This window comes from Caldivirga sp. UBA161, from assembly GCF_002506515.1.
Taxonomy (GTDB): Archaea; Thermoproteota; Thermoprotei; order Thermoproteales; family Thermocladiaceae; genus Caldivirga.
In genome coordinates this window covers 42,492-50,721 of the sequence record NZ_DAXS01000013.1, presented here as the reverse complement: position 1 = coordinate 50,721, position 8,230 = coordinate 42,492, and the positions used below count along the sequence as shown (strand labels likewise).

Genomic DNA, 8,230 nt, shown 5'->3' with positions numbered 1-8,230 from the left:
ATCCTTGGCCGCTAGACGACCCGGCTCACTGAAGATGATGAGTAGGCATTTATAAACACTACCCAATGAGGGCAATGCTTACTATTTAAACTTACTATTATGCTTAGGGTAATTGGCCATTATTTTCTCAATAATCCGCATCATAGCCTCCTCAACCTCAGGTGGTGCTTGGGCTTCCTCCGGGTACTCCTGGCCATTATATTCACTTGGTAGTTTCCTAGTGGCGTCAAGCCCTAGCTTACTTCCTAAGCCTGGTATTGGTGTTGATGGGTCAAGCTCCTCGGTTGGGTATTCTGGCATTATTACTATGTCTCTTTGTGGGTTTAGGTTGGCTGCTATTGCATAAGTTATCTCACTCATGTTTTTAACATCCACGTCATGGTCAACAACCACTACAATCTTATTGAAAACCGGCAGTAGGCCCCAGAGCGCTGTCATAACTCTCTTGGCTTGCCCTGGGTACCTCTTCCTTATTGATACCACCGTCCAGTATCCAACACCCTCAGGGGGCATGTAGATGTCTGTAATCTCTGGTATTAGTTGCCTTAACAGTGGCTTCATGGCTTCAACGCCAAACTTAATTATGTTACCATCCTCAAGCACAGGCTTACCTGTAACTGTGACTGGTATTAGGGGATCCTCCCTAGAGTATATTGCTGTTACCTTAACCACAGGGTACTCCTTAACTATTGAGTAGTAGCCCACGTGATCCCCAAAGGGCCCCTCCTTAACGTACTCCCCAGTTAACTTGCCCTCAATGACTAATTCTGCGTTTGCAGGGTACTCAATATTGATTGTTGAGCCTCTGGTTAACTCAACGCCATCACCCCTAATAACCCCGGTTACAAGGAGCTTATCAAGGGGATGCGGTACTGGCGTACCAGCCATCAGCATAGTTACTGGATCTGGGCCAAGTACAACAGCCACCTCTGCCTCACCCATGTCAGCATACTGGGCGCTCCTCCTCCAAGGCATCCAATGCATTATGAACCTATCCTTACCAATTACCTGAAGCCTATAGTAGCCGAAATTAGTTACGCCACCATGCTTTATGAATGATACTGCGAAGGTTAGGAATCTACCTGGCTCCTTAGGCCACTGCCTAACTGCAGGTAGTTTAAATAAATCAATGCTCCTCCACTCCCTCTCCTTGACGGGGGCCTTATTGACTAATCTAGGGAAGTACCTTGAAATATTCCTTAATTCACCAAGAGCCTTAATTGCATCAATTAGGCCGGTTGGTGGCTTAAGGCTGATTAACTCAGTAATCCTCTCAGCAGCCTTACTTGGCTCAACACCATTAAGAGCCATCAAAACCCTATCCCACTTACTGAATAAGTTACCCACAGCGGGTAGGGTATCCTCCCTAGTCCTCTCAATAATCACAGCCGGCCCATTCCTATACATTAACCCCCTCAGTAATGCGGGTAACTCCAATTCCACGCTAATTGGTTCACTAACCCTAATTAACTCACCCCACTCCTCCAGTTTACTCAAATACCCCCTGAGGTCATTAAAGGCCATTAGTATTATACAGTATTAATGCGTTTAAGTAGGTTACTGGAGCCAATATTTAAAATAAGCTACCTAAACTACCCCCAATGGGGTTAAGTGGATTAAAGCCTTGGTTACTGTCGTTTAGTCCAACAACGTTAACCAGCGCCTTCTCCTCAGTTACCTTAGGTACTGCACTCTCCTGGTACCTTAACGGTATCTTTAAACCCATAATATATGTGGTAACGTTAATTGCCGTTATGCTTGCCCAGGCTGGCGTTAACCTTATTCATGATTACGTAGATTACAGTACTGGCGTTGATATCCTCTACAGGGCTGGTGGTTTTATGCATAGGCTCAATCCAATAATTGACCTGGGCCTTAATCCACGTAGCGTTAGGGCTGTGGGCTACACCTTCATTGCAGTAACCATAGCCTCAGGAGTATACCTAGCCCTAGTGGTTGGCTTCCCAGTCCTAATATTAGGTTTAGCCGGCGTATTAATTGGGGTGGGTTATAGTGAAGCCCCCTTGAAGCTTCATTATAGGGGCCTTGGGGAGGCCTTCGCCGCATTAGCTATGGGTCCATTAGTCACTTGGGGTTCCTACATTGTTCAAACGGGCATCTACCTGAATCCGGCGCCATTAATTGTAGGTATACCTAATGGATTATTTACCCTACTCATACTACTTGGTTCAGGAGCCCTTGAACTTGATGCATCAAGGAGGGTGGGTAAATTAACCCTAGTCCTAATGCTAGGGTTAAGGAGGATTAAGTACCTAGTCTACGGTATCGTTGCGTCTATTTACCTAACCCTAATTGCATCAGTGTTACTCGGCTACCTACCCTACATATCCCTACTCACACTACTCTTAATTCCAAGAACGCTTAAGCTCGCCGGCCCATTACTAAGTGGTGATGAAGGGGAGGTTAGGAGGAGGTGGAGGGAGTTGAGGCTACTGTGGGCTGGTCCATTTAGTGTTAGGTTAATTATATTAGCCATACTCATAGCCTCAATGATAATTATTAAGTTGGCGCCGTGGATGCCTTAAAAGAATAGGCCTAACCCTCAAAACAGTGATGAGTGAGCTCCGTGCATGAGTGGGTGATGAAATTGAATCACCTGACTAAGGCTCATTACTTATTAAACTAGGCCCCTTAATCACCCGTGGAGTGCGTTAACACTGTTAGGAGGTTAATGGAGGGGTTAGTTAAGGATGCTTACCCAGGGGCATCACTGGTTGTTAGTGTTAACGGCGAATCCCTAATCAACTTGACTGTGGGTTATGCTCAATTAAAGCCCGTGGAGAGGCTCATGAGGGGTGGCATGCTCTTTGACCTAGCCTCCTTAACTAAGGCATTGTCAACATCAATAATAGTGATGAAGCTTGTGGAGGAGGGTGCATTAAGCCTAAGCCAGAGGGTTTCAGAACTAATCCCAGACTTCTCTAGGACTAATGCAGGCTTTAGTGACATTAAGGATAAGGTTAGGGTCTGGATGCTCCTATCCCATACATCAGGCCTACCTGCATGGCTACCACTCTATAAGTCAGCCTCAAGTAGGGATGAGTTAATTAACCAGGCAGTAACCTCATTCCCAGCCTATGAACCAGGCTCAAGGGTGGTTTACAGTGACTTAAATTACATTGTATTAACAGCATTAATTGAGAGGGTAACCAGCCAACGCATTGACTCACTCTTCCAGGAAATAGTGGCTAAGCCCCTTAACCTAAGTAAGGCACTTTATAATCCATTAACTAGGTTCAGTAAGGATGATATTGTGGCCACTGAGTACGTTAATGGTGATGCATTAGTGGGTGTGGTTCATGATGAGAATGCAAGGGCTATGGATGGTGTTTCAGGGCATGCAGGCCTATTTGCATCAGCCGAGGATGCAGCTAAGATAGCTAACTCCCTACTGGAATCCTACAGGAATGGGGCTCTCCTAACTAGGCCAAGTATTAAGGCTATGTGGGCCCCCTGGGCATGCGGTGAATCATGCTACGGCCTCGGTTGGCAAATATACAGGAAGGGAGTAACCACCAGCGGTGGGGATTTCCTAACAGATGGTAAGGCTTTCGGGCACACTGGCTTCACGGGTACCTCCCTATGGATTGATGTTGAATTGGGTTTAACCATAATCCTCTTCACCAATAGGGTTCACCCAAGTAGGGATAATAGGAGAATTGATTACGCTAGGCCAGTGATACATAATGCTGCAGTATCATGTGCAGATAAGCTTACTTACCATTAAGCTATATGTAGTTGGGGATTAGGGCTCATGCAAAATTAATTTAACGTGGTTTAAGCATTAAGTAGTTGATTACTCCTCCTCGAACTCCTCTCCTTGGGAGGCCTCCTCAGGCTGGGTTTCCTGACCAGTGGCAGTTGCCTGCCCCGCCTCTGGGGCGAGTTCAGCTACTGCGAATGTTGGGCCAACCCTCGTTATCTTAACCTTAACCTTCTCACCGGGTTTAGTGTTTGGTATGAAGATTATGAAGCCCCTTATCTTCGCAACGCCATCGCCCCTCTTGGATATTTCCGTTACCTCTACTTCTACAACATCACCAACTTTCACTGGTTTTGGACCACGGCCTCTTCGCCTAGGCCTTCCCCTATTCATTCCGGAACCTGTTGACGTCCGTATCGCCGTTAATCCAGTAATAGTCCCCTTAATAAATGTTTCGTGTATGAGGAGGTTCAGCATTATCCATGTGGTTAATAGTAATGATTTATTTAAATAAGTGTCAATAAGCCATTAACCGTGAATCATCTTAATTATCCTCCTGTACTTCAAGTACAGGGAGTAGTCTATGTATACCTTATCCTCAAGCATTTCACTAATGGTTCTAGCCAACTTAACCTTACCTGGTAATTGATCAGTGGCCTCAATGTAGAATGCATTAGAGCCAGCACCACTACCGAAGGTTACTACCATTATCTTCGCACCTGGCTTAGCCTCTTCAAGAACCTTAGCTAACCCCAGTAATGCTGAGGCATTGTAAGTGTTCCCTATTAAATCAACCACTATACCTGGCTTAACCTTCTCAAGTGGGAAACCAAGCATTTGAGCAGCCCTCACAGGGAACCTAGCATTGGGTTGGTGGAAGACCGCGTAATCGAAGTCGTTAGGCTTCATACCTAGCTCATCCATTAAACCCTTAGCTGCACCAATTATGTGCCTAAAGTACGCAGGCTCCCCCGTGAAGCCTTCACCGTGAACTGGATATGGTGAACCATCCCTCCTCCAGAAGTCTGGGGTGTCTGATGCGTATGGGTAAGTGTACTTTATTTCAGCAGCAAGGTTGCCTGAACCAATTACATACGCAACGGCACCAGTACCAACGGTGTACTCTAGGTGCTCCCCTGGCTCACCCTGCGATGAATCAGTGCCCACTGCTATACCGTACTTTATTAAATTAGCCTTAACAAGGCCCATTAGGTTAATTACCGCGTCTGAACCAGCCTTACAAGCAAACTCCATGTCCACTGAGTAAACTTGCCTACTTAGGCCTAATGCGTCAATCAGTATTGATGATATTGGCTTAACGGCGTAGGGCTTGGACTCTGTCCCAGCGAAGACGGCTCCAACTTCACTTGGCTTCACACCAGCCCTAATTAACGCATCCCTGGAGGCCTCAACAGCCATTGTTACTGGGTCCTCGTCAATGTATCCAACGGCCTTCTCCTCAACAAGGTACATGTCCCTGATCCTGAGGGCATCATCACCCCAAGCCTCAGCTATTTCACGCGTCTTAATCCTATACCTAGGTATGTATGCACCCCAGCCAACTATGCCTATCGCCATCACCAACACCCCTTCAATGGCCTTAGCTTAAAACCGTAGTAAATTATACCGTAGTCACTATCCTCCTTAACTCTCCTAAACACCACCTCAACCTCAGCATTATCGCTAAGCTTCTCAGGGTTGGGGCAGTCAACCAACTGCCCAAGCACCCTAACCCCATTCAAGTCAACTATACCGAATATCAAAGGCCTCTGCTTCTCGAAATCAGACGTGACACTCCTAAGTACAGTGAATTCAATTAACCTACCCCTCCTGGGTAACTCAACTTCATCAAATTCCCTTGAGCCGCAATCACAGATAGCCCTAGGTGGGAAGTAAACTCTACCACACTTCCTGCATTTAAGGGCAGTAAGCCTATAGTACTGGGGTATCCTCCTCCAGTACTTTGGTACTGATAGGGATTGGTCAACCATGCTACTTCACCACCTTAAGCATGAAGACCACGCTCTCCTGATCCACACCAACCATATCCTCAACCACAGCAGCCTCAGCGTTTAAGCCATTAAATGGTTTATCACCCCTAAGCTGCATTGTGGCGCTGGCTAATTGGTAAACACCTGAGGCACCCATTGAATTACCCACAGCCTTCAGCCCACCATCTAAGTTAACCATAACCTTACCTCCTGGATCAAAGTAACCCTCATTAAGGAGCCTTAAGGCGCTCCCCCTCTTACATAATCCTAGGGATTCCAGCGCTAATACGCCAAGTATACTGTAGGTATCGTGGACGCTTACTATGCCGTTGAAGTCATTAAGTGGGTTAAATGCCTTAACTGCCTCAATCACTGACATTAATGCTGTGTAGTCGTTTCTTGATGCGAAGTATGAGTTTGATGCGCCGAAACCGTAACCCAACACCCCTACTGCCTGATCCCTAGTGTTGGGCTTACTGCATAGTACTAGGGCTGCGGCACCATCAACGAAGGGTGAGACGTCATAAAGCCTTAATGGGTCGGCAACAAGCTCAGATTCCAGTACATCCTTTAACTTAGCTGCCCTCTTAAAGTAAGCGAAGGGTGTTTTAGCCCCCCTCTCATGCATCTTAATAGCCCATGCGGCTAAGTCCTCGTACTTATACTCATAATTCTTCAAGTATTGCTTAGCCATTAATGCGGCCAAGACAACTGGGGTTGCTCCAAAGTATGATTCGTAATCGGAGTCAAGTAAGTATGATGCGTATTTATTCTGCTTAAGTGAAGTAACCTCATGAGGCTTATCAATACCAACCAGTAGTACGCACCCATCATTCATTGATGCAACGTGGTTTAAAGCAACCATGAATGCGAAACCCCCTGAACCATCACCATTCTCAACCCTTATTGATGGCGCATTCCTAATGCCTGAGTAATCCCTAAGAATATTACCTATAGCCAGCTGCTCACCAGTAAGCTCAGATAGCGCCGAGGCAATGTAGATTGCCTTAATGTCGGGATTACCTGCAGATTCAAGAGCCTTCAAGGCAGCCTCAGCGAACAATTCCCTATAACCCTTATCATAGTACCTGCCTGGGGGAATAACGTGTACTCCATTTATATAGCCTAATGCCGAAATACCCATCGACTTTCCCTTACACATAAAGCTTAATAAACATTACACCGTGCTTAGGGCCTTTAAGGTAAGGCATAATCATTATGGTATTAAGGTTACTTAGGGTTGCAACTAAAAGCCCCACACTTCAGGNNGCCTATTAGGGATTAAATCCCAGTAAACCTTAAAAGTTAAGTGCATGAGTAGCGCCTAAGTATGGTTAGCGTTAATAGCTTTATGATTGGGAAAAGCCTAGTCATAGGTGATGTGGAGCCAGCATTAATGGTACCTTCAATATACGTTACTGATGATGTGGGTAATGTTAGGGTTAAGGAGGCTGTGAATGAGGTGGGTGGTGACTTAGTTTTATCCAGTTACGTTAAACTACCCATTAGGGATAAGGCCGTTGAATCAAGTGTACTTAACTTAACTGGTAATGTTAATAACATTATATTGTACATTAATGAGTTAATTAGGGTTAGTAAATTAAGCGTTGTTATTGTTGGTTGGCAACCTGATAAGGGGTGGTCAACAACACCATTATTCACCAGTGAATTAGGCGTCATTAAGAATAAGGTTAAGGCATTAGCCTCACTTTACGTTCATGACGTTTTTGAGTTAAACGATAAGTACATTTATGTGCTTTACATGAATCATACCTCAAATTAACGCGTTTATGCAGCCGCTGTGTTTAACCCTATTAGCCATTGTGTGGGCATATAGTATTGGTTCTGGCATCCTATCCCTCAGGCATAATCTTGAAATTAAAACTAAGGCATCATTAAGTGTAATCATGTTACCCACACTCACGTAAACCTCATGCCTACCACATCCAACCACACCACCAATAACCTCCCCATTACTTGGATCAATTATGAGGGATCCCTTAACCTCACCATAGAGCAGCGACTTAGCAACCCCAATTGTCGGTAGGCCCATTACAACGCCGAAGTGCGCCGCTATACCAAGCCTATAGGGGTGGGCTACTCCATGGCCATCAATTAACACAACCTGGGGCCTTCTCTTAAGCCTCATGAATGCCCTAATCATTGGTGAAAGCTCCCTAAAGGATAGTAAGGTTGGTACATATGGGAAGGTGACTTCACCCTCATAGCACCCGTACTCAATTACATGATTAAGCTCCATTGAGTATGTTGCGGCTACTGAGTAGGCGTAATTACCCCTATAGGCTACATCAATGCCGGTAACTAGATCCACAGGTTGCCTTAATGGTGTGGTGGCAACCATTGATGCCAGCCTCCTCTGAACCATGCGTGCAGCCTCAAGGTTAAAGCCTTTAGGTATCCTTGACTTAACGTAATTCTCACTAATAATCCTCTTAACCATTAAAACCACTTCACCAATTAAACTCCAGTTAAGTGGGCTTTATGGTTTTCCTCA

The 8,230-nt window shown here is 45.5% G+C and carries 9 protein-coding genes; 3 read left to right on the top strand and 6 right to left on the bottom strand.

What is annotated here, in order from left to right:
• Positions 1–81 precede the first annotated feature (81 nt).
• On the bottom strand, positions 82–1,524 hold the full coding sequence (locus tag BP896_RS01810; protein WP_291765058.1) for a UbiD family decarboxylase: 1,443 nt from the start codon (positions 1,522–1,524) through the stop codon (positions 82–84).
• Between the two features lie 77 nt (positions 1,525–1,601).
• Here BP896_RS01810 and BP896_RS01805 point away from each other — a divergent pair, with 77 nt between their 5' ends.
• Together BP896_RS01805 and BP896_RS01800 are read left to right on the top strand one after the other, a co-directional pair.
• Positions 1,602–2,546: a prenyltransferase gene (locus tag BP896_RS01805; RefSeq protein ID WP_291765056.1), complete on the top strand. Its 945-nt coding sequence runs from the start codon at positions 1,602–1,604 to the stop codon at positions 2,544–2,546.
• 116 nt (positions 2,547–2,662) lie between these two features.
• Positions 2,663–3,748: a serine hydrolase domain-containing protein gene (locus BP896_RS01800; RefSeq protein ID WP_291765053.1), complete on the top strand. Its 1,086-nt coding sequence runs from the start codon at positions 2,663–2,665 to the stop codon at positions 3,746–3,748.
• A gap of 69 nt (positions 3,749–3,817) precedes the next feature.
• Here BP896_RS01800 and BP896_RS09785 read toward each other — a convergent pair whose 3' ends face one another.
• From BP896_RS09785 to BP896_RS01780, 4 genes are read right to left on the bottom strand one after another with little or no spacing between them, the layout of a single operon-like run.
• Positions 3,818–4,201: a TRAM domain-containing protein gene (locus BP896_RS09785; RefSeq protein ID WP_349681911.1), complete on the bottom strand. Its 384-nt coding sequence runs from the start codon at positions 4,199–4,201 to the stop codon at positions 3,818–3,820.
• A 51-nt stretch (positions 4,202–4,252) separates the two neighbouring features.
• On the bottom strand, positions 4,253–5,302 hold the full coding sequence (locus tag BP896_RS01790) for a hydroxymethylglutaryl-CoA synthase (RefSeq protein WP_291765050.1): 1,050 nt from the start codon (positions 5,300–5,302) through the stop codon (positions 4,253–4,255).
• Positions 5,302–5,715 carry a Zn-ribbon domain-containing OB-fold protein gene (locus BP896_RS01785; protein ID WP_291765046.1) on the bottom strand — a complete coding sequence of 138 codons (414 nt, stop codon included), beginning with the start codon at positions 5,713–5,715 and terminating at the stop codon, positions 5,302–5,304. Before BP896_RS01785 ends, BP896_RS01790 begins: the two co-directional genes overlap by 1 nt.
• Position 5,716: 1 nt before the next feature.
• A complete protein-coding gene (locus BP896_RS01780; protein ID WP_291765043.1) occupies positions 5,717–6,859 on the bottom strand; it encodes a thiolase family protein in 1,143 nt (380 codons plus the stop codon).
• A gap of 186 nt (positions 6,860–7,045) precedes the next feature.
• Between BP896_RS01780 and BP896_RS01775 the strand changes: the two genes are divergently transcribed.
• Entirely contained in the window at positions 7,046–7,498 is a 453-nt protein-coding gene (locus BP896_RS01775) for a hypothetical protein (RefSeq protein ID WP_291765041.1), read from the top strand.
• Here BP896_RS01775 and BP896_RS01770 read toward each other — a convergent pair.
• The gene (locus BP896_RS01770) at positions 7,490–8,176 is read right to left on the bottom strand and encodes an endonuclease V (RefSeq protein ID WP_291765038.1); all 687 of its coding nucleotides are present in this window, start codon (positions 8,174–8,176) and stop codon (positions 7,490–7,492) included. The genes BP896_RS01775 and BP896_RS01770 overlap by 9 nt on opposite strands.
• Positions 8,177–8,230: the final 54 nt, after the last annotated feature.